The 18943-nt window shown below is 58.7% G+C and carries 17 protein-coding genes; 8 read left to right on the top strand and 9 right to left on the bottom strand.

Annotation, left to right across the window (positions count from 1 at the left end; genetic code table 11):
- Positions 1 to 784: 784 nt before the first annotated feature.
- From AO240_RS19465 to AO240_RS19450, 4 genes are all read right to left on the bottom strand, one after another.
- Complete coding sequence (locus AO240_RS19465; protein WP_099238439.1) at positions 785 to 1198, bottom strand: SufE family protein; 414 nt, start codon at positions 1196 to 1198, stop codon at positions 785 to 787.
- A complete protein-coding gene (locus tag AO240_RS19460; RefSeq protein ID WP_099238437.1) occupies positions 1195 to 2400 on the bottom strand; it encodes an aminotransferase class V-fold PLP-dependent enzyme in 1206 nt (401 codons plus the stop codon). The genes AO240_RS19465 and AO240_RS19460 overlap by 4 nt, the downstream gene beginning before the upstream one ends.
- 68 nt (positions 2401 to 2468) lie before the next feature.
- Positions 2469 to 3503, bottom strand: a complete 1035-nt coding sequence (gene dapD / locus AO240_RS19455) for a 2,3,4,5-tetrahydropyridine-2,6-dicarboxylate N-succinyltransferase (RefSeq protein WP_099238435.1) — start codon at positions 3501 to 3503, stop codon at positions 2469 to 2471.
- A gap of 32 nt (positions 3504 to 3535) precedes the next feature.
- Entirely contained in the window at positions 3536 to 3898 is a 363-nt protein-coding gene (locus tag AO240_RS19450; RefSeq protein WP_099238433.1) for an ArsC family reductase, read from the bottom strand.
- Between the two features lie 202 nt (positions 3899 to 4100).
- Here AO240_RS19450 and AO240_RS19445 point away from each other — a divergent pair, with 202 nt between their 5' ends.
- Positions 4101 to 5744 carry a Na+/H+ antiporter gene (locus tag AO240_RS19445; protein WP_099238431.1) on the top strand — a complete coding sequence of 548 codons (1644 nt, stop codon included), beginning with the start codon at positions 4101 to 4103 and terminating at the stop codon, positions 5742 to 5744.
- Positions 5745 to 5756: 12 nt separating this feature from the next.
- On the opposite strand, the gene AO240_RS19440 is transcribed toward AO240_RS19445, so the two are convergent.
- The 5 genes from AO240_RS19440 to map all read right to left on the bottom strand — a co-directional run bounded on the left by AO240_RS19440 (position 5757) and on the right by map (position 12389).
- Positions 5757 to 6488 (bottom strand): M12 family metallopeptidase, encoded by a 732-nt coding sequence (locus AO240_RS19440; protein WP_099238429.1) that lies wholly within the window; start codon positions 6486 to 6488, stop codon positions 5757 to 5759.
- A 178-nt stretch (positions 6489 to 6666) separates the two neighbouring features.
- Positions 6667 to 7380, bottom strand: a complete 714-nt coding sequence (locus AO240_RS19435; RefSeq protein WP_158231395.1) for a M12 family metallopeptidase — start codon at positions 7378 to 7380, stop codon at positions 6667 to 6669.
- A 165-nt stretch (positions 7381 to 7545) separates the two neighbouring features.
- The gene (gene dapC, locus AO240_RS19430; protein ID WP_099238425.1) at positions 7546 to 8745 is read right to left on the bottom strand and encodes a succinyldiaminopimelate transaminase; all 1200 of its coding nucleotides are present in this window, start codon (positions 8743 to 8745) and stop codon (positions 7546 to 7548) included.
- 94 nt (positions 8746 to 8839) lie between these two features.
- Positions 8840 to 11542, bottom strand: a complete 2703-nt coding sequence (locus AO240_RS19425; protein ID WP_099238423.1) for a [protein-PII] uridylyltransferase — start codon at positions 11540 to 11542, stop codon at positions 8840 to 8842.
- 64 nt (positions 11543 to 11606) lie between these two features.
- Positions 11607 to 12389 (bottom strand): type I methionyl aminopeptidase, encoded by a 783-nt coding sequence (gene map / locus AO240_RS19420; RefSeq protein WP_058412425.1) that lies wholly within the window; start codon positions 12387 to 12389, stop codon positions 11607 to 11609.
- A gap of 449 nt (positions 12390 to 12838) precedes the next feature.
- Between map and rpsB the strand changes: the two genes are divergently transcribed.
- From rpsB to ispC, 7 genes are all read left to right on the top strand, one after another.
- Positions 12839 to 13576, top strand: a complete 738-nt coding sequence (gene rpsB / locus AO240_RS19415) for a 30S ribosomal protein S2 (RefSeq protein WP_058412424.1) — start codon at positions 12839 to 12841, stop codon at positions 13574 to 13576.
- 202 nt (positions 13577 to 13778) lie between these two features.
- Positions 13779 to 14642, top strand: a complete 864-nt coding sequence (gene tsf, locus AO240_RS19410; RefSeq protein WP_094950053.1) for a translation elongation factor Ts — start codon at positions 13779 to 13781, stop codon at positions 14640 to 14642.
- 209 nt (positions 14643 to 14851) lie between these two features.
- Positions 14852 to 15595, top strand: a complete 744-nt coding sequence (gene pyrH, locus AO240_RS19405) for a UMP kinase (RefSeq protein WP_003172271.1) — start codon at positions 14852 to 14854, stop codon at positions 15593 to 15595.
- A complete protein-coding gene (gene frr, locus AO240_RS19400; protein ID WP_058412422.1) occupies positions 15592 to 16149 on the top strand; it encodes a ribosome recycling factor in 558 nt (185 codons plus the stop codon). Before pyrH ends, frr begins: the two co-directional genes overlap by 4 nt.
- 17 nt (positions 16150 to 16166) lie before the next feature.
- Positions 16167 to 16922 carry a polyprenyl diphosphate synthase gene (gene uppS / locus AO240_RS19395; protein WP_058412421.1) on the top strand — a complete coding sequence of 252 codons (756 nt, stop codon included), beginning with the start codon at positions 16167 to 16169 and terminating at the stop codon, positions 16920 to 16922.
- Positions 16923 to 17732, top strand: a complete 810-nt coding sequence (locus tag AO240_RS19390) for a phosphatidate cytidylyltransferase (RefSeq protein ID WP_099238421.1) — start codon at positions 16923 to 16925, stop codon at positions 17730 to 17732.
- Positions 17729 to 18919, top strand: a complete 1191-nt coding sequence (gene ispC, locus AO240_RS19385) for a 1-deoxy-D-xylulose-5-phosphate reductoisomerase (RefSeq protein WP_099238419.1) — start codon at positions 17729 to 17731, stop codon at positions 18917 to 18919. Before AO240_RS19390 ends, ispC begins: the two co-directional genes overlap by 4 nt.
- Positions 18920 to 18943: the final 24 nt, after the last annotated feature.

The following is an 18943-nucleotide window of genomic DNA, read 5'->3' as shown; positions in this document are numbered from 1 at the left end:
GCGGCCATCGTGGTTTAACGGGGCGCTTCTCAGATCAAGATCAAAAGCAAAAGCACGGCGGCCTGAAAGCCGACCTGAGTGGTTGAAGCAGATCAAGGGCGGGTTTTGCATACGCGGTAGATCTGCTTTTTTTGCTTGTTCTGCTTGTTCTGCTTGTTCTGCTTGTTCTGCTTTTTGTGGGAGGGGGCTTNGCTCCCGATAGCAGTTTTACAGTTGATACATGAGTTGACTGACCCACCGCCATCGGGAGCAAGCCCCCTCCCACAGTTTGACCGAGCTCGGCTTAGATGATCGTTCCCACGCTCTGCGTGGTAATGCCGCTCCGGACGCTCTGCGTCCCGCTTTTTCAGCCATAGAATCTCCCACATTTGACCGCATTCAGCGTGTGAGATTGGGTCGGCTTTCAGGCCGCCTGCTTTTGATTTTGATCTAAAGGCGCCCCGTTAAACCACGATGGCCGAACGCAGATATTACGGAGCGGGTAAATCGGCAGGACGCCGGTTTAGCCGCGACGGGGCAGGGACGCCCCGTCGCGGCGGCCCGCTCCGTAATATCGGAGTGAGGGCATGCCGAGCCACAGCGAGGCACCGAGTGGTGGGGCAAGAGCGTTTTGGTTACTTTTGCGCTGTTCAAAAGTGACTCGCTGTAAGAGCGAAACCGATATAAGCCATAACCTCAATAACGGATATGCACTCAAACCCAAAAGCCACAAACCTAGATAAATTTCAAAAAAAACAATAGGTTATTCGTAGTTTGATAGGAGCGAGCAAGCCCGCTCCCACAGTCAGTTTTGTATACGGCTCAGCTCTCGCATGCGCTGCAATACCGCATTCAAGCCATTACTGCGCGACACTGACAACTGCCGCGACAGCCCCAGTTGATCGAACCAGTCGGGCAGGTCAACCCTCTGCAAATCGGCAGTCGACAGCCCGTTAACCCGCGCCAGCAGTAACGCCACCAAACCACGAATCATCCGCGCGTCGCTGCGCGCGGCAAATTGCCAATGGCCATCTTGCAGGCGGCCGACCAGCCACACCAGGCTTTCGCAGCCCTGTACGAGGTTGGCGTCGACCTTATCCTCATCCGCCAGGGCTGGCAGCCGCTCGCCCCATTGCATCAATAGACGCGCGCGTTGCTCCCAACTGCCGACTGCTTGAAAAGCCTCCAGCGCGCTGACTGCATCCACCGGCAAGCTCATCGCAACAGCTCCAGCGCCTGGTCCAGCGCTTCAAAAAAACGCTCCAGGTCGTCGGAATCGTTGTACAGCGCCAGCGAGACCCGAATCGCCCCCGACAAGTGCATCGCCTTGAGCAACGGCATTGCACAATGGTGCCCGGCACGCACCGCAATACCTTGCTCGGTCAGCACGTGCGCGAGGTCGGCATTGTGCACGCCGTCTACCACAAAACTGGCCAACGCCACGTGCGGCGAACCCAATACGCGCACGCCGTTGTGTGCTTTCAGCCCGCGCAGCAGGTAGTCGTGCAAGGCCGTTTCATGGGCGACCACGGCCTGTTGATCCAGCGAACTCAGGTAGTCGAGCGTGGCGCCCAGGCCGATCACGCCGGCAATCGGCGGCGTGCCCGCTTCAAAACCCAGCGGCGCGGGGCGGAAACTGGCGCTCTGGTAGTCCGCCTGTTGCACCATCTCGCCGCCAAACTGCCAGTGGCGCAGGTGATGCAGCGTTTCGTTGCGCCCGTACAACACGCCGACGCCGTCCGGGCCGTAGAGCTTGTGGCTGGAAAACACGTAGAAATCGCAGCCCAGCGCCTGCACATCGTGGCGGCCATGGACGATGCCTTGGGCGCCATCCACCACGCTCAGGGCGCCGTGGGCTTTGGCCATTGCCAGCAAGGCTTCCAGGGGTTGCCAGGCGCCGAGTACGTTGGATAACTGGCTCACCGCCAGCAGGCGCGTGCGCGGGCCGATCAACCCGGCGGCGGCTTCAAGGTCAATCACGCCGTCTTCGCCCAGCGGCAATACCACCAGCGTGAGCGCGCGACGTTTGGCCAGTTGCTGCCAGGGCAGCAGGTTGGCGTGGTGTTCCAGGGCGCTGATGACAATCTCATCACCGGCATTGAATAAGTGCTCAAGGCCATAGGCCAGGAGGTTCAGCGCAGCGGTTGCGCCGTGGGTAAAAACAATCTGCCCGCTGTCACCTGCATTCAACCACTGCGCGACCTTGCTGCGACTGTCTTCAAAGGCCTGGGTAGCGTGGGCGCCCGGCAAATGCTGGGCACGGTGCACATTGGCTGCGCCATTAGTGTAGTAATGGCTGATCGCATCCAACAGGGCTTGAGGTTTTTGCGTCGTGGCGGCGTTGTCCAGGTAGGTCTGGTCTTGCCGTTGCAGGGTGGCGATGGCCGGAAAATCGGCGCGCCAGGGGGAAGGCACAAGCATGGTGTTCAAGACTCGTATGGCGAGCCGCACCGCAAAGGCACGGCTCGCTAGTGGCATCGAGTGGCTGCTTAGTTGTGAGCGTGCAGCGCTTCGTTCAGTTCGATAGCCGATTTGTGGGTTTTGCACTCCACGGCACCGGTTTCGGAGTTGCGGCGGAACAGCAGGTCGGGTTGGCCGGCCAGTTCGCGGGCTTTAACCACCTTGACCAACTGGTTTTGCTCGTCGAGCAGTGCAACTTTGGTCCCGGCAGTCAGGTACAGGCCCGACTCCACGGTATTGCGGTCGCCCAACGGGATACCGGTGCCGGCGTTGGCGCCGATCAGGCAGCCTTCGCCCACTTTGATCACGATGTTGCCGCCGCCCGACAGCGTGCCCATGGTGGAGCAGCCGCCGCCCAGGTCGGAGCCTTTGCCGACGAATACGCCTGCCGACACGCGGCCTTCGATCATGCCCGGGCCTTCGGTGCCGGCGTTGAAGTTGACGAAACCTTCGTGCATTACCGTGGTGCCTTCGCCCACGTAGGCGCCCAAGCGGATACGCGCGGCATCAGCGATACGCACGCCGGCCGGAACCACGTAGTCGGTCATTTTCGGAAACTTGTCTACCGAGAACACTTCCAGCAGCTCGCCACGCAGGCGCGCTTCGAGTTGGCGTTCAGCCAGCTCGCTGATGTCGATCGCGCCCTGGCTGGTCCACGCCACGTTCGGCAACTGCGGGAACACACCGGCCAGGCTCAGGCCGTGCGGCTTGACCAGGCGATGCGACAGCAGGTGCAACTTGAGGTAGGCCTCGGGCGTGGACGTCAGTGCCGCGTCTTCAGCCAACAGTGTGGCAACCAGCGGGGTGTGGCTTTCAGCCAGGCGGCTGAGCAAAGCCGCTTGAGCACTGTCGACGCCTTTAAGCGCGTCGGCCATTTGCAAGGCCTGGGTGACAGTGAATGTAATGGCCTGGTTGCCGTCGGTGTAACCAATGATCGGCGCGATGGCGTTGACGATTTCAGCCGACGGGTTGAGCAACGGTTGTGCGTAAAACACTTCCAGCCAAGCACCTTGGCGGTTCTGAGTGCCGACGCCGAAGCCCAGGCTGAACAGGGAGTTGGACATGCTGTTACCTCTACAAAAATGGAAGGGCTGGCCTACGTAAGGGCTGCCGAATAACTATCTGGCTTGAAGCCAATCAGGGTTCTGTCACCGAGATCGAGCACTGGGCGCTTGATCATCGAGGGTTGTGCGAGCATCAATTCAATGGCTTTCGACTGATCGAGATCGGCTTTGCATTCGTCTTCGAGTTTGCGAAAGGTGGTGCCCGCACGGTTCAAAACCACCTGCCAACCGTGCTCGTTGCACCATTGGGTCAAGTGTTCGCGGTCGATACCGGCAGTTTTGTAGTCGTGGAACGCATAGCTCACCGCGTGCTCATCGAGCCAGGTGCGGGCCTTTTTCATGGTGTCGCAGGCTTTGATGCCAAAAAGGTGCAACGTTTTGCTTGAAGCGGTCAAGGAATTGCCCCCCTCTGATCTGATGCTGTGTACGAAAAAAACTAAAGATCCCGGATTATGCCATGACCAGCGCGTTTGGGTGCCGCTCGTCACGGTCATGCAGCGCCCGGGTGGGTAACATAGCCGGGTAATATGGCACTTCAACGGCCAGTTGTTGCCAGATAAGTGTCGTTGCAAGCCGATTGTCCGGGAACCCCGCGTTATGCAAACCGCCTACACCGTTCTTATCCTGCTGATGCTGGTCAGCGTTTCGCGCCTTGTCGGGCGTGTCATTCCTCTGCCGTTACCCTTGGTGCAGATCGCCGCCGGCGCCTTGTTGGCCTGGCCCACGCTGGGCCTGCATGTGGCCCTGGACCCGGAGCTGTTCCTGTTTCTGTTCCTGCCGCCGCTGTTGTTCTCCGACGGCTGGCGCATGCCCAAGCGCGAATTGTGGCGCCTGCGCGGGCCAATCCTGACGCTGGCGGTAGGGTTGGTGCTGTTCACGGTGGTTGGCGCCGGTTATTTCATTCATTGGCTATTGCCTGCAATCCCACTGCCGGTTGCCTTCGCCCTGGCGGCTGTTTTATCACCGACCGATGCCGTGGCGGTGTCAGCTATTTCCCAAAATCGTTTGCCCAAGCCGCTGATGCACATGCTGCAGGGCGAAGCCTTGATGAATGATGCCTCGGGCCTGGTGACGTTCAAGTTCGCGCTGGCGGCGGCGCTGACCGGCGTGTTTTCCCTGGCGGATGCCAGCCTGACCTTTGTGCTGGTGGCGGTGGGTGGCCTGGCCGTCGGCGTGGCATTGAGCTGGTTGGTCGGCCGGTTGCGTGCCTGGATGATCGCGCGGGGCTGGGACGACCCGGCCACCCACGTGGTGTTCATGTTACTGCTGCCGTTCGCCGCGTATGTGTTGGCTGAACGCCTGGGCGCATCGGGTATTTTGTCGGCCGTAGCGGCGGGCATGATGCAAAGCTGGCTCGACTTGCTGCCACGCCAAACCAGCACACGCTTGCTCAATCGCAGCGTCTGGTCGCTGTTGGAGTTCGCGTTCAACGGCCTGATCTTCCTGTTATTGGGCCTGCAGTTGCCGGACATCATCAAGGCGGTGGTGAGCCATGAGCCGACGCTGTGGCCAACCCTGTTGTATCGCTGCCTGGAAGTGATCGCGATTTTTCTGGTGCTGGTCGTGCTGCGTTTTATCTGGGTGCAGAGCATCTGGCGGCTGTCGGGTTTGCTGCGCCGCCTTCGTGGCAAAAGCGAGTTGACCATGGTGCCGACGGCCCGATCCTGCTGGCTGTTGACCGTCGGCGGCGTGCGCGGTGCGGTGACGCTGGCGGGTGTGATGTCGGTGCCTTTGCTGTTGGCGCCGGGGCAGGATTTTCCCGAGCGCGACTTGCTGATCTTTATTGCTGCCGGGGTCATCCTGCTCTCACTGGTCGCCGCGTGCATCGCCTTGCCCTTGCTGTTGCGCGGTATCGAAAAAAGCCCGGACGAGCAGCGCCAGAATGAAGTGCGCGAAGCGTGGAAAAAAACCGCGGTGGCCGCCATTCATGCCCTGGAAGCTCAGGAACCGACAGAAACCGAAAGCCAGGACGCCGCTCAGGCCGCGCTGGCGACCGAGCTGAAGGCGCGTTTGATGTCGGAATATCGCCACCAGTTAGACGTGTTCAACGATTCTGCCGAAGCCCAGGCGCTGGCGCAGCAGATGGACCAGCTTGAGCGCAAGCTGCGGCTCAAGGCCTTGCGCGCGCAGCGGTTGGAGTTGTACAGCTTGAGCCGTCATCACCAGATTGGTGATGACGTGTTGCGCGAGGTGTTGGCCGACCTCGATATGAGCGAGGCGAACCTTGGTTTGCAAAAGTAAATCCGTGTTGGCCTAAGGCTGTTCCGGCGTTGGATAGGCCTTGTGTGCCCAGGCAATGTCCCCGTCGCTGATTTCCCAGGACTCACTCTGGCCCCAATTGCCATCAGTCATGCTCGGTTCGACCTCGTGGTGCATGACCGAGTCGGGGTCGTAAGGCAGGAAGTCGTAGGTGCTGGTGCGAGGCAGCGGCAGCAGGTTTTTCTTCATATCCTGCTCGTTCATGTAGCCCGTAAGCTTGTAGCTTTCAGCTATTTTTTTGATGTCCCAAGGAATATGGGCTTCGGGATGTTGGTGGGCATGATGGGCACCCAGCATGTGCCCGAATTCATGCATCACCACGTATTCAAACCTTGGGTCCGCATGGTTCCTCGGCAGGTACATGCTGGGGTACCAGGGTTTTTCTTTGGCGTCAGTTCCTAATTTCGATGATCCGCCGACGTCGCCCGCAAGATTCTGCGAGATGCGCACATCACCTTCGTCGCCGGTCACGAATTCAAATTTCAGATTGATATGCGGCAACCAGTGGCTGGCGGCTTTTATGACCGCCTGCACGTATTCATCGTCGATTTCGTAATCATACAGAGCGATCTTGAGCGTACTGTGTTGCGGCCAATATTTGTCCGGCTCACCGATATTGCGCCGGCTCCTGGAAAGGCTTTGTGTGTGGGTGGCTAAACGGTCAGGTGCAATGGACGGCTCGCACTGGCGAGGATAAAAAGGTATCGGTGGCAAGTTATTGATCATCAGTGGCACTCAACGGGTTGGACCGATGCCTGTTTATTCTTCCTGAACGCTATAGCGTTTCCCGGCCTATTGTTTGTGCTTACGCACCCGTGATGACTGAGGGGGCGACAAGTGCACTGCACTGCGTTAGGTGGGGGAGTGAGGCAGGGCTACTGACCTGGCAGCCCTGAAATAAGCATCAGGGCGGCGGCGGTATAGGGGCGGGAGGATAAAGAAATGTCATAAATTTTTTATCGCCTTCTGATAACTCCTCGTTGAAATCGACTTGACTGCCATCGGTGGTTACCGAAGGCAGAACTTTGTAGTGCATAATTGACTCGGGGTCATAAGCTGATTGGGTTTTGGTTGTTGAGTCGTGTGGTTTTAAGAAATTATCATAGGTTTCCGCGTCTGGAATATTATCCAGTGCAGCGGCCTTATACAGCTTTTTCGTGTCCCACTTTATAGTGTTATCCGGGTGTTGGTGTTCATGCTCGAGGCCCAGTGCGTGACCGAACTCATGCCGTATTATTTGGTTCAGTAAATCAGCTGTTTGAATGAGGTCAATGTGCATGGTGGGGTCGTCGATGGGACGTGTTTTTGCCTCCGTGCCGATGGCTGACCAACTCCCGCTACCATCTTCTTTTCCCGATATCCTGATATCGCCATCATTGCTGTTGATGAAATCAAATTTCAAATTAGTGTAAGGCTGCCAAAGGTTTATATTTTTTTTGATGTAGTCTTTTGCGCCGTCAGGCATGTCAAACATGCAGATGGTAATGGTTGAGTTTTGTGGCCATAGATATGCAGTAGTGGCAATGCCACGGGCATGTCTGATTGCTTCGGTTGGCGCTGTTTGCAGGGCGGGGAGTGCAGGGCTGGTGTACAAGTTAAACGTGGCGTTAACAGTCATCATTATTCCTGTGAAGGCGTAAGTGAGGTTAGTTAAGCAATAACGGCCTTGCCCACCTTGCGTGGTGTGTTCTGAATATTCAGTTCCATTGGCAGCGATTAAACGGCGCCGGTAACGGCGCCTGTCAACCCCGCGCCGCGTTGCACGGTGCGGGTGTGAAAGCAGTTACTGCTTGCGCTGGATAAACGCGCGGATCCGCTCGGCCGCTTCCACGCATTCCGCCAACGGCGCGACCAGCGCCATGCGCACGCGACCGGCGCCAGGGTTAACCCCGTCGACTTCGCGTGACAGGTACGAACCCGGCACCACGGTTACGTGTTCCTCCACGAACAAGTCCCGGCAAAACGCAGCATCATCGCCATTCACATTCGGCCACAGGTAAAACCCGCCGTCCGGGCTTTGCACATCCAGCACCGGCTTCAGAATCGCCAGCACCGCGTCGAATTTTTCGCGGTACAGGTCACGGTTGGCCAGCACGTGGGCTTCGTCTTGCCAGGCGGCGACGCTGGCCAGTTGGGTTTGCACCGGCATCGCGCAGCCGTGGTAGGTGCGGTACAACAAAAATGCCTTGAGGATAGCCGCGTCGCCGGCCACAAAACCCGAACGCAGGCCTGGCAGGTTGGAGCGCTTGGACAAGCTGTGGAACACCACGCAACGCTTGAAGTCATTGCGGCCCAGCTCGACGCAGGCGCTCAGCAGGCCCGGCGGCGGGGTTTGCTCGTCGAAGTACAGCTCGCTGTAGCACTCATCGGCGGCGATGACGAAGTCGTATTCGTCCGCCAGGGCGATGAGTTTTTTCAGTGTGCCGACGGGGATCAGTGCGCCGGTAGGGTTGCCTGGCGAGCACAGGAACAGGATCTGGCAGCGTTTCCAGACGTCCGCAGACACGGCGTCAAAGTCCGGGTTGAAGCCGTTTTCATCCAGGCACGGCAGGTAATGCGGCTTGGCGCCTGCAAGGAAGGCGGCGCCTTCGTAGATCTGGTAGAACGGGTTCGGGCTTACCACCAATGCGTCGTCGCTGCGGTTTACCACGGTCTGGGTAAAGGCAAACAGCGCTTCGCGCGTGCCGTTCACCGGCAGGATGTTGCGCGCCGGGTCCAGCCAGCCCTTGGGCACATTGAAGCGGCGTTCGCACCAGGCGCCAATCGCCTCACGCAAGGCCGGGATGCCCAAGGTGGCGGGGTAAACCGCCATCTGGTCGAGGTTATCAGCCATTGCCTGGGCAACAAATGCCGGGGATGTGTGCTTGGGCTCGCCAATCGACAACGCAATCGGGCGTTTTTCCGGGTTCGGCGTGACGCTGCCCAGCAGGGCGCGCAATTTTTCGAACGGGTAGGGCTGCAACTGGTTGAGGGCGTTGTTCATGATGTTCTCTGTCAGGATGAACGCTGACCCTGTGGGAGCTGGCTTGCCTGCGTTAGCATCGCTGCCACACGAATCGCGTTCACAACGTTAAAATTCAAATCGTCAGGCGTGTCAGCTCGACGCCGGGCTCCTGGGTCACGCTCAATTGCTGGACGATTGCTGCCTGCAAACGTCGGCACAGCTCTGGGTCGGACAGCGGTTGGTTGTCGGCATCGGTGATGAAGAACACGTCTTCCACGCGCTCGCCGAGGGTTGCAATCTTGGCATTCTGCAACGACAGGTCGAACTCCAGGAAAATCCCGCCAATGCGCGCCAGCAAGCCTGGGCGGTCCGGCGCGCTGAGTTCAAGCACCGTGACCGGGCGCTGGGCGTCGTTGGAAATGGTCACTTGGGGCGCAAACGCAAAGTGCTTGAGCTGGCGCGGCACCCGGCGCTGGATAATGGTCGGGTAGTCGTCGGGGTTGCGCAGGGCTTCGGTGAGGCCTTCGCGAATTTTTTTAACCCGCGTGGGGTTGTCGCCAATCGAGTCGCCGTCGGTGTCGAGGACAATATAGGTGTCGAGCGTGAACTGGCTGCTTGAGGTGATAACCCGGGCGTCATGGATGTTCAGGTTGAGCTGGTCCATGGCGGCCACGGTCACCGCGAAGAAGTCGTGCTGGTCCGGTGCGTAGATGAAAATCTGCGTGCCGCCCTCGAATTCACGTTGGGTGGTTTCCTTGATCAGCACCAACGGGCCGCCATCGGCCGGCTGTTGCAGAATCGCGTCACTGTGCCAGGCCACGTCGCCGGCGGTGTGGCGCAGGAAGTAATCATCGCCGAGTTGCGACCACAGCTGCTCGACGTCGTCCGGGTCATTACCACCGCGCACCAGTATGTCCAGCGCCGCGCTTTGGGTGCGGCGGATCTGTTCTTCGCGGTCCACTGGGTTTTCCAGGCCACGGCGCAAGGCGCGCTTGGTCTCGGTGTAGAGCTGGCGCAACAGGCTGGCGCGCCACGAGTTCCACAGGGTCGGGTTGGTGGCGTTGATGTCCGACACCGTCAGCACGTACAGATAGTCGAGGTGCGTTTCGTCGCCGACGATTTGCGCAAAATCGTGGATCACCTGCGGGTCGGACAAGTCCTTGCGCTGGGCGGTGGTCGACATCACCAAGTGGTTCTGCACCAGCCAGACGATCAGCCGGCTGTCCCACGCGGGCAGTTGATGGCGCTGACAGAAGGCCTCTGCGTCGACCGCGCCGACTTCCGAATGGTCGCCGTGCCGGCCCTTGCCAATGTCGTGGTACAGGCCGGCCAGGTAAATCAGCTCGGGCTTGGGCAACCGCGCCATGAGCTTGCTGGCCAGCGGGAATTTCTCTGAGACCTGGGTGTACTGCAACTTACGCAGGTGTTTGATCAGGTTCAGGGTGTGCGCGTCCACCGTATAGATGTGGAACAGGTCATGCTGCATTTGCCCGACGATAAAGCCGAACTCCGGCAGGTAACGCCCCAGAATGCCGTAGCGGTTCATCCGGCGCAGGTTGCGGTGGATGCCGATGCGGCACTTGAACAGCTCGATAAACAGGCTGGTATTGCGAATGTCGTTGCGAAAGTCGTCGTCGATCAGGTGACGGTTTTCGCGCAGCAGGCGGATGGTGTCGGCGCGCACGCCTTTGATTTCCGGCTGTTGGGCCATCAGCACGAAGATTTCCAGCATCGCGAATGGCGTGCGCCGGAACACGTTGTCGTTGCGCGCCTCGATATAGCCGTCGTGCAACTGGAAGCGCGAGTTGATCGGTTGCGGTGGCGCCTCGTCTTCGGGGGCCAATATCACTTCTTCGAAGTGCTGAATGATCAGGTCACTGAGCTGGGCGATGCTCATGACCACCCGGTAATACTGTTGCATGAAGCTTTCGATGCTGGTTTTGGCATCTTCGCTTTCATAACCCAGCAGGGTCGCGATAGAGCGCTGATGGTCGAACAGCAGGCGGTCTTCGGAGCGCCCGGCGAGCATGTGCAGCGCGTAACGCACCTTCCACAAAAACTCTTGCGAGGAGGCCAGCAGCGCGTTCTCGCTTTCCACCAGAAAACCTTCGCCGGCCAGGGCGCGCAAGTTCAGCGTGCCGTATTGGCGACGGGCCACCCACAGGATCGTCTGGATGTCACGCAGCCCGCCGGGCGAGCCTTTGACGTTGGGCTCCAGGTTGTATTCGGTGTCGTTGTACTTGTGGTGCCGGGCTTTTTGCTCGGCGCGCTTGGCCAGGAAGAAATCCTTGCTTGGCCACATATGCGCGGTGCTGGTGACTTCGAGCATGCGCTGGCGCAGGCGTTCGGGGCCGGCGATGGTGCGGCTTTCCATCAGGTTGGTGATGATGGTCAGGTCGGCGCGGGCCTCTTCGGCGCATTCGTCTACCGAGCGCACGCTCTGCCCGACTTCCAGGCCGATGTCCCACAACAGCGTCAGAAACCGCTCGATGGAATCGCGAAAAATCTCATGATCAGCGCTGTCGAGCAGAATCAGCAGGTCGATGTCGGAGTAAGGGTGCAGCTCGCCACGCCCGTAGCCGCCAACCGCCACCAGGGCGATGTCGGCGTCTTCACTCCAACTGAACTGTTCCCAGGCTTTTTGCAGGATATTGTCGACGAACCAGGCGCGGTCTTCGATCAGCCGACGAATGTCCCGGCCCTTGCGAAAGCGCTCATCAAGCACCTCGCGCGCCTGCCGGATAGCCTTCTTGAAGGCTGCGATGGGGCTTGCCTTCAGTGCCAGTTCGGCCTGGAACTGGCCACGGTCGAAGAGTTCGGGATCCACCTGGGGCATCGATCGGCTTTCCTTTCTATCTATCAGTCAGTCACAACACGGAGTGGGAAAACCAGGGCCAGCGTTACGCCGAAATACGCGGGATCGTGTCGTCGGCGCGCAGGGTGAAAATTTCGTAACCGGTGTCGGTCACCAGCAGGGTATGTTCCCATTGCGCCGACAGCTTGCGGTCTTTGGTGATGGCGGTCCAGCCGTCGCCCAGCACTTTGGTGTCGGCTTTGCCCTGGTTGATCATCGGCTCGATGGTGAAGGTCATGCCGGCTTTCAGTTCCATGCCGGTGCCGGCGCGGCCGTAGTGCAGGATCTGTGGTTCTTCGTGGAACACCTTGCCGATGCCATGGCCGCAGAACTCGCGCACCACCGAGAAGCCGTTCTTTTCCGCGTGCTTCTGAATCACTTCACCAATATCGCCCAGGCGGCAGCCGGGTTTGACGATTTCGATGGCCTTGTACATGCATTCCTGAGTGATCTGCGACAGGCGCTCGGCCCAGACCGGCACTGTGCCGACGTGGAACATGCGGCTGGTGTCGCCGTGGTAGCCGTCTTTGATCACAGTGACGTCGATGTTCAGGGTGTCGCCATCCTTGAGCGGCTTGTCGCCCGGGATGCCGTGGCAGACCACGTGGTTGATCGAGGTGCAGATCGACTTGGGGAAGCCTTTGTAGTTCAGCGGAGCAGGGATGGCTTTTTGCACGTCAACTATATAGTCGTGGCACAGGCGGTCCAGGGTTTCGGTGGTGACGCCTGGCTTGACGTGTTCGGCGATCATTTCCAGCACGTCGGCAGCCAGTTTGCCGGCAACGCGCATGCCGGCGATGTCTTCGGCGGTTTTCAAGGTAACGGTCATACAGGCTCTCTCTAGCGCGACGCGCTGAAATCAATACGGTTTACGGGCGTGCGACAAAAGGTTACAGAATTCGCACAAACCCCAAAAAACGTGATTCTACCAGACGTGGGTGGCAAATTATGAGCGCCTGGTGATCGCTTCTTTCTATAGGCATCAGTATCGAGCTGCTGCATCGCGAGCAACCCCGCTTCCACATAGGCCTATGGGCTATAAAATGGGGCTTGTTGGGGCTATTCAAAGGGTTGCGCAAAAGCGTCACACGGCAACTGTGAATTCGGGTTTCGTTTTTGTCCTTCGTATGGTATAAAATGCGCCGCTTTCCGGGGATACCCCGCGAAGCTTAAATCCACACACGTGTCGACACGATGACCTGGGTGCCGGAGGCCTTGAAGCCGATGGTTGGTCATTGGGATACGTGGAGGCCAAACCCGACTTATTAAGGAACTATCATGTCCCAAGTCAACATGCGCGATATGCTGAAGGCCGGTGTGCACTTCGGTCACCAGACCCGTTACTGGAACCCGAAAATGGGTAAATACATTTTCGGCGCGCGTAACAAGATCCACATTATCAACCTTGAAAAAACCCTGCCAATGTTCAACGAAGCTTTGACTTTCGTAGAGCGTCTGGCCCAGGGCAAAAACAAGATTCTGTTCGTTGGCACCAAGCGTTCCGCTGGCAAGATCGTTGCTGAAGAAGCAGCACGTTGCGGTTCGCCGTACGTCGATCACCGCTGGTTGGGCGGCATGCTGACCAACTTCAAAACCATCCGTGCTTCCATCAAGCGTCTGCGTGACCTTGAAATCCAGGCCGAAGACGGTACGTTCGCCAAGCTGACCAAGAAAGAGGCGCTGATGCGCACTCGCGATCTGGAAAAGCTCGATCGTTCCCTGGGTGGTATCAAGGACATGGGCGGTCTGCCTGACGCACTGTTCGTTATCGACGTTGATCACGAGCGCATCGCGATCACCGAAGCCAACAAGCTGGGCATCCCGGTTATCGGCGTAGTCGATACCAACAGCAGCCCGGAAGGCGTTGACTACATCATCCCAGGCAACGATGACGCAATCCGCGCTATCCAGTTGTACATGGGTTCGATGGCTGACGCTGTAATCCGTGGTCGCAACCACGTTGCTGGTGGTACCGAGCAGTTCGTTGAAGAAGCTCCGGTAGCTGCCGCTGAGTAACTGACGCCCTGGCGTTGACTCAGTAAGCAAAAAGGGGGCTTGGCCCCCTTTTTGCCACCTCGAAAACCGTTTGTTGGCGCCCACGTGTGGCGGTGCATCATTGCCCTGTCATGTGCAGCGGCCTACAACGGAGATTCGGGAAGAATTGATCGCCCGTTTGATCGGGTGGAATGGTTGAAAACCTATCCAAGAGGATTTTGAAATGGCAGAGATTACTGCAGCGTTGGTTAAAGAACTGCGTGAGCGTACCGGCGAAGGCATGATGGATTGCAAAAAGGCCTTGACCAAGGCTGGCGGCGACATCGAAAAAGCTATTGATGACATGCGTGCTTCCGGCGCGATCAAAGCTGCCAAGAAAGCAGGCAACGTAGCGGCTGAAGGCGCTATCGCTCTGGTTGAAGACGGTAAAGCCGCGGTTCTGCTGGAAGTGAACTCGCAGACCGACTTCCTGGCTCTGCAGGACGACTTCAAGGCATTCGTTGCTGCCAGCGTCAAAAAAGCATTCGACGACAAGCTGACAACTGTTGAACCGTTGATCGAAGCTCAAGAAGCTGCTCGCCTGGTACTGGTCGGCAAGGTTGGCGAAAACGTCAACATCCGTCGTCTGGCTCGCATCGAAGGTGATGTGGTTGGCGGTTACCTGCACGGTAACAAGATCGGCGTTGTAGTTGCCCTTAAAGGCGGCGACGTTGAACTGGCTAAAGACATCGCTATGCACGTAGCGGCCAGCAACCCTGAATTCCTGCTGCCATCGGAAGTGTCCGCTGACGCAATCGAACGCGAAAAAGCCGTGTTCCTGAGCCTCAACGCTGACAAGATCGCCGGCAAGCCGGAAAACATCGTTGAAAACATGATCAAAGGCCGTATCAGCAAGTTCCTGGCTGAAGCGAGCCTGGTTGAGCAGGCGTTCGTCAAGAACCCTGAGATCAAGGTTGGCGAACTGGCCAAGAAAGCCGGTGCAGAAATCGTTTCCTTCACCTACTACAAAGTAGGCGACGGCATCGAGAAGCCGGTCGACAACTTCGCTGAAGAAGTTGCTGCCCAGCTGGCTGCCGCCAAGCAATAAGACAGTTTTTAACTGTCGCCGAAAGAGGCTGCCCGCTCACGCGCGCAGCCTCTTTTCAAATGGGAAGGCCAATTTTATTTGGATTCCTATCGGAACTGGCTTACAAAGCCGTGTTCCGATGGCGCTGTGACAGCGTCCAGCTAGAGTGAACGCAAGCCGTAAACGGCTCGCCAAGAATTTTTAAAAATACGCCGCAGGAGAGATTCGCAATGGCTCAGCAGGGCAGTGGTTATCAAGCTCGCTATAAACGCATTCTACTCAAGCTTAGCGGCGAGGCCCTGATGGGCTCGGAAGAGTTCGGGATCGATCCCAAGGTGCTCGACCGCATGGCGCTGGAAGTCGGCCAGTTGGTCGGTATCGGCGTCCAGGTCGGCCTGGTGATCGGTGGTGGCAACCTGTTCCGTGGTGCGGCACTCAGTGCGGCCGGTATGGATCGGGTCACCGGTGATCACATGGGCATGCTGGCCACTGTGATGAACGCCTTGGCCATGCGTGACGCCCTGGAGCGTGCCAACATCTCGGCAATCGTGATGTCGGCTATTTCCATGGTCGGCGTGACCGATCACTATGATCGCCGCAAGGCCATGCGCCACTTGAACGCCAAGGAAGTGGTGATCTTCGCTGCGGGTACCGGTAACCCGTTCTTCACCACGGACTCGGCTGCGTGCCTGCGCGCCATCGAAATTGATGCCGACGTAGTGCTCAAGGCCACCAAGGTGGACGGCGTCTACACCGCAGACCCATTCAAAGACCCGCATGCCGAGAAGTTCGATCATCTGACTTACGATGAAGTACTGGATCGCAAGCTGGGCGTGATGGACCTGACGGCTATTTGCCTGTGCCGCGACCACAAGATGCCTCTGCGCGTATTTAACATGAACAAGCCCGGCGCCCTGCTGAACATCGTACACGGCGGCGCGGAAGGGACTCTGATCGAGGAAGGCCAACAATGATCAACGAAATCAAGAAAGACGCTCAAGAGCGCATGCACAAATCCCTGGATTCTCTGAACCACGCTTTTGGGCAGATCCGTACCGGCAAGGCCCACCCGAGCATTTTGGGTAGCGTGATGGTGCCGTACTACGGCACAGACACTTCCATCACCCAAGTCGCCAACATCACCGTAAAAGACTCGCGCACCCTGCAAGTCGTGGCCTTCGAGCGCAACATGCTCGGCGCCGTCGACAAGGCAATCCAGAGCGCCGGCCTGAACCTCAACCCGACCAACCTCGGCGAGTTGCTGTTGATCTCGATGCCGGCCTTGACTGAAGAAACCCGCAAGGGCTTCACCAAGCAGGCGCGCAGCGCAGCGGAAGATGCACGCGTTGCCGTGCGTAACATCCGCCGTGATGCGTTGGGTGACCTGAAAAAACTGGTCAAGGACAAAGAAATCAGCGAAGACGAAGAGCGTCGCGCCGTCGCCGATATCGACAAGCTGACCAAAGATGCCGAGGCCCAGATCACCAAGGCCACGGAAGAAAAAGAAAAGGACCTGATGGCCGTATAAGGGGTCAGGACGCCTTCATGGAAAAGACCAAGCAGACTGTACCTTCCGTGGTGCCGCGCCATGTCGCGATCATCATGGATGGGAATAATCGCTGGGCGAAAAAGCGCTTTATGCCGGGTGTTGCCGGGCATAAAGCGGGTGTCGATGCGGTGCGCGCCGTGATTGAGGTGTGTGCCGAGGCCAAGGTCGAAGTATTGACGCTGTTTGCCTTCTCCAGCGAGAACTGGCAGCGCCCGGCCGAAGAAGTCAGTGCCCTGATGGACCTGTTCTTCAAGGCTCTGCGTCGTGAGGCCAAGCGCCTCAACGACAACAATATCAGCCTGCGGATCATTGGTGATCGCTCGCGGTTCCACCCGGAACTGCAGGCGGCCATGCGCGAAGCTGAGGCGATCACTGCGGGTGCCAATCGTTTTGTGCTGCAGATTGCAGCCAACTACGGTGGCCAGTGGGACATCGCCCAGGCTGCGCAGCGGCTTGCCCGTGAAGTGCAGGCCGGTCATCTACGGCCGGACGACATTACGCCCGACCTGCTGCAAACCTGCCTGGTGACGGGCGACTTGCCGTTGCCGGACTTGTGCATCCGTACCGGTGGCGAGCACCGCATCAGCAACTTCCTGCTGTGGCAGTTGGCCTACACCGAGTTGTACTTCTCCGACCTGTTCTGGCCGGACTTCAAACACGATGCCATGCGTAATGCGCTGGCCGATTTCGCTTCCCGTCAGCGTCGCTTCGGTAAAACGAGCGAGCAGATAGAAGCTGGAGCCCGGGTTTAAATGCTTAAACAACGAATCATCACAGCACTTATCCTGCTACCGATTGCCTTGTGTGGCTTCTTCCTGCTCAACGGTTCCAGCTTTGCGCTGTTTATCGGCCTGGTCGTGACCCTGGGTGCTTGGGAATGGGCGCGCCTGGCGGGTTTCAGCGCTCAATTGCCCCGTGTGGTGTACGCCGCTGTCGTGGCGCTGTTGCTGTTCCTGATGCATACCTTGTCGAGCATTGTCGTGCCTTGGGTGCTGGGGGCGGCGGTACTGTGGTGGGCGCTGGCAACCTTCCTGGTACTGACTTATCCGCGCACCAGTGGCCATTGGTCGAGTGTGGCCAGCAAGCTGGTGATTGGCTTGTTGATTCTGCTGCCGGCCTGGCAAGGGCTGGTCGAGATCAAAAATTCGCCGATGGGCAATTGGCTGATCATGGCGGTGATGGTGCTGGTGTGGGGCGCTGATATTGGCGCTTACTTCTCGGGTCGAGCCTTCGGCAAGCGCAAGCTGGCGCCGGCCGTCAGCCCCGGCAAGAGCTGGGAAGGCGTTTACGGCGGCCTGGCATTGACCTTGCTGATCACGCTGGTAGTGGGTGTGGTGCGCGACTGGGCGTTGAAGGAAATCCTCCTGGCCTTGTTGGGCACCGCGATTGTTGTGTTTATCTCGGTGGTGGGCGACCTCACTGAAAGCATGTTCAAGCGCCAGGCCGGGGTCAAGGACAGCAGCAACCTGTTGCCGGGTCATGGCGGCGTGCTCGACCGAATCGACAGCCTCACCGCCGCTATCCCTATCTTTGCCGTGCTGCTGTGGATGACCGCTTCGTGAGCCGTTTGCAACAGGTGACGGTATTGGGTGCGACCGGCTCGGTTGGGCTGAGCACCCTGGATGTGATCGCTCGCCACCCGGACCGCTATCAAGTGTTTGCCCTGACCGGTTTTACGCGGTTAGCTGAATTGCTCGCCCTTTGCTCGCGCCATAAACCACGCTTTGCTGTAGTGCCCGAGGCGGCTGCGGCGCGTGGTTTGCAGGCAGAACTGCGAGCTGCTGGCCTTGCTACGCAGGTGCTGGTGGGCGAGGAGGGCTTGTGCCAGGTGTCGGCCGATACCGAGGTCGACACCGTGGTCGCAGCCATTGTGGGGGCCGCAGGTTTGCGTCCTACGCTGGCGGCGGTTGATGCCGGCAAGAAGATTTTGCTGGCCAACAAAGAAGCGCTGGTGATGTCCGGCACACTCTTTATGCAGGCGGTGCGCAACAGCGGCGCCGTGCTGCTGCCGCTGGACAGCGAGCACAACGCGATTTTCCAATGCATGCCCGGTGATTTTGCGCGTGGCCTGAGCCAAGTCGGTGTGCGGCGGATTCTTCTTACGGCATCCGGCGGCCCGTTCCGTCAAACTCCGCTGGCCGAGCTGGAGCACGTGTCTCCCGATCAGGCCTGTGCGCACCCGAACTGGTCCATGGGGCGCAAAATTTCGGTGGATTCAGCGAGCATGATGAACAAAGGCCTGGAGTTGATCGAGGCGTGCTGGTTGTTCGACGCCCGGCCAGATCAGGTCGAGGTGGTTATCCATCCACAAAGTGTGATTCATTCCCTGGTCGACTACGTGGACGGTTCGGTATTGGCGCAATTGGGTAACCCCGATATGCGCACGCCTATCGCCAACGCCCTGGCGTGGCCGCAGCGGATTGATTCCGGTGTGGCGCCCCTGGACCTGTTCGCGATTGCGCGCCTGGACTTCGAAGCACCGGACGAACAGCGCTTTCCGTGTTTGCGCCTGGCGCGGCATGCTGCGCAGGCGGGCAACAGTGCGCCAGCAATGCTCAATGCGGCCAACGAAGTCGCGGTGGCGGCGTTTCTCGAACGGCGAATCCGCTTTCCGCAGATCGCGAGTATCATTGAGGACGTTTTGAGCCTTGAGCCGGTCGTGCCAGTAAATGATTTGGGCGCAGTGTTCGAAGCTGATACAAAAGCTCGGGCGCTGGCCGAGCAATGGTTGAACCGCAACGCGCGTTAGTCTTGGGGCAGGTTTGAGCCTTGA

The organism is Pseudomonas sp. ICMP 460 (assembly GCF_002723595.1).
GTDB classification, from domain to species: Bacteria; Pseudomonadota; Gammaproteobacteria; order Pseudomonadales; family Pseudomonadaceae; genus Aquipseudomonas; species Aquipseudomonas kitaguniensis.
The sequence above is the reverse complement of the archived record's forward strand: the minus strand, read 5'-3'. Positions and strand labels throughout refer to the sequence as shown.